General features: G+C 73.9%; 3 protein-coding genes. All 3 read left to right on the top strand.

Annotated elements, in window-relative coordinates; genetic code table 11:
* Window positions 1–84: 84 nt before the first annotated feature.
* Window positions 85–516 carry a division/cell wall cluster transcriptional repressor MraZ gene (gene mraZ / locus I4I78_RS31905; protein ID WP_218615230.1) on the top strand — a complete coding sequence of 144 codons (432 nt, stop codon included), beginning with the start codon at window positions 85–87 and terminating at the stop codon, window positions 514–516.
* A gap of 395 nt (window positions 517–911) precedes the next feature.
* The gene (gene rsmH / locus I4I78_RS31900) at window positions 912–1,889 is read left to right on the top strand and encodes a 16S rRNA (cytosine(1402)-N(4))-methyltransferase RsmH (protein WP_218615229.1); all 978 of its coding nucleotides are present in this window, start codon (window positions 912–914) and stop codon (window positions 1,887–1,889) included.
* A gap of 40 nt (window positions 1,890–1,929) precedes the next feature.
* Window positions 1,930–2,464 (top strand): hypothetical protein (locus tag I4I78_RS31895; RefSeq protein ID WP_218615228.1); only part of this gene is annotated, 535 nt, incomplete at its 3' end.

Raw genomic sequence — 2,464 nt, 5'->3', positions numbered from 1 at the left:
GTTCGCTCGGGTTGACGGTGGGGGATGGTGGGGTAGTGTGGTGATCGCTGGAGCGAAACGGAGCTCCAGGGGAGGTGGGGTCAGGTGTTCCTCGGCACCTACACCCCGAAACTGGACGACAAGGGGCGGCTCACGTTGCCCTCGAAGTTCCGCGACGAACTGCGAGGCGGGCTCATGATCACGAAAGGGCAGGACCACTGCCTCTACGTGTTCACCCGTGAGGCCTTCACCGAGATGGCCGGCAAGATCGCCGCGGCGCCGCTGACGAACGAGTCGGCGCGGGTCTTCCAGCGCAACCTCTTCTCGGGCACCGACGAGCAGAACCCCGACGCTCAGGGGCGGATCGCGATCACTCCCGAGCTGCGCCGGTACGCCGGCCTGTCGAAGGACTGCGTGGTGATCGGCGCGTTCACGCGAGCCGAGATCTGGGACGCGCAGGCCTGGCAGTCCTACCAGGAACAGCACGAGGACGAGTTCGCGAAAGCCCAGGAGGAGGTTCTGCCCGGCATGTTCTGACCACCGCCGGCCGGCGGTGGCCCCCAGAACGACGTTGCAGTGACACGCACACAAGGGACGACGCCTCCACGCCGCCGTCTCCATCTCAGGTGCCGTGACCGCGGGTCCGCCCGCGGATCCCACGGTGGCCCTGGCGCACCTTCCCCGGTGCCAGGTCCTCCGACACGGCATCTGAGATGGGGACGGCGTCGGTCACCTCGACTGGGGAGTTCGGGTGGGAGGTGGACCGCAGGCGCTCCGCCGCGCCGGCTGTGGGAGCCGGTCGGGGCGACGCGCCGGTGGGAGGACCTGTCCGGCCGGTCCCGGGCCGCCACGGCGGGCCGGGACCGGAAACGGGCGGAGCCTGCGGCCCCGCACCGAACGCCGGAACGCACGGAACGACAGGGGGTGACACGGTGGACCGGACCAGCGACGGCGACGGTGACACCCCCGCACGGCACGTACCGGTCCTGCTCGACCGCGTCTCGGCGCTGCTGGCCCCGGCGCTGACCGGGCGCCCGGCCGTCCTGGTGGACGCGACGCTGGGCCTGGGCGGCCACGCGGCGGCGCTGCTGGCCGCGCACCCCGAGCTGACCCTCGTCGGCCTGGACCGCGACCCGCAGGCCCTGGAGCTGGCCGGGCGCAGGCTGGCCGCCTACGCCGACCGGCTGCACCTGGTGCACGCCGTCTACGACCGGATCGCCGAGTCCCTGGAGGAGCTGGGCATCGAGGCGGTCGACGGCGTGCTGTTCGACCTCGGGGTGTCCTCGCTGCAGCTCGACGCGGACGAGCGCGGGTTCTCCTACTCCCGCGACGCCGACCTCGACATGCGGATGGACCCGACCACCGGCCCGACCGCGGCCGACGTCCTCAACACCTACCCGGTGCCCGAGCTGCGCCGCATCCTGCGTGACTACGGCGAGGAGCGCTTCGCCGGCCGGATCGCCTCCGCGGTCGACCGGGCCCGCACGAAGGCCCCGCTCACGCGCAGCGCCGAGCTGGTCGAGCTGCTCTACGCGGCCGTGCCTGCGGCGTCGCGGCGGACCGGTGGACACCCCGCCAAGCGCACGTTCCAGGCACTGCGGATCGAGGTCAACGGCGAGCTGGACGCCCTGGGCGCCGCCGTGCCGGCCGCCCTGGACGCGCTCGCGCCGCAGGGCCGGATCGTCGTGCTGGCCTACCACTCGCTCGAGGACCGGATGGTCAAGCGCGAGCTCGCCGAGCGGGTCCGCTCCCGCACGCCGGTGGACCTGCCGGTCGAGCTCCCCGGGCACGGGCCGGAGTTCCGGCTGCTCACCCGGGGCTCGGAGCCGGCGACCGATGCCGAGATCGAGGAGAACCCGCGGGCCGCGTCGGTCCGGTTGCGCGCCGCGGAGCGGGTGGCGGCGGCATGAACACCAGCAGCACGAGCACGCAGGGCAGGGGTGAGAGGCCATGAGTACACCGGTCATCGAGCGGCGGGCCGGCGCACCGGTCCGGGAGACGGCCCCCCGCCGGACGGGGGCGGTCGCGCCGGGGCGGATCCCGGCCCAGCGCGGCGCCGGGCGTGTCTCGGCACTGAAGAAGCAGGCCGGCACCCGCAAGGCGGGCGCCGGGGCCCAGCGCGCCCGCGACCAGCGTGACGACCGGCTGCGCCGGATCGTCGGCGCCCGCGCGCAGGCGCACGCCGGACGCGCGAAGTTCGTGCTGGTCGTGATGACGCTGCTGGTCGTCGGGCTGGTCACCACCCTGTGGCTGTCCACCGCGGCGGCCGGGGACTCCTACCGGCTGCAGGAGGCCCGCGTCCAGGCCAAGACCCTGACCGAGCAGAGCGAGACGCTGCGCCGCCAGGTCTCCACCATGAACAGCCCGGCCGTCCTGGCGCAGCGGGCGAGCGAGCTCGGCCTGGTCCCGGTGCAGGACCCGGCACGCCTGGTGGTGGCACCGGACGGCCGCGTCGACGTCGTCGGTGAGCCGACCGCCGCGCAGG

It is taken from the genome of Pseudonocardia sp. KRD291, assembly GCF_019263595.1.
GTDB lineage: Bacteria > Actinomycetota > Actinomycetes > Mycobacteriales > Pseudonocardiaceae > Pseudonocardia.
Note: the sequence above shows the minus strand (reverse complement) of the source record. Positions and strands in the feature narration are given on the sequence as shown.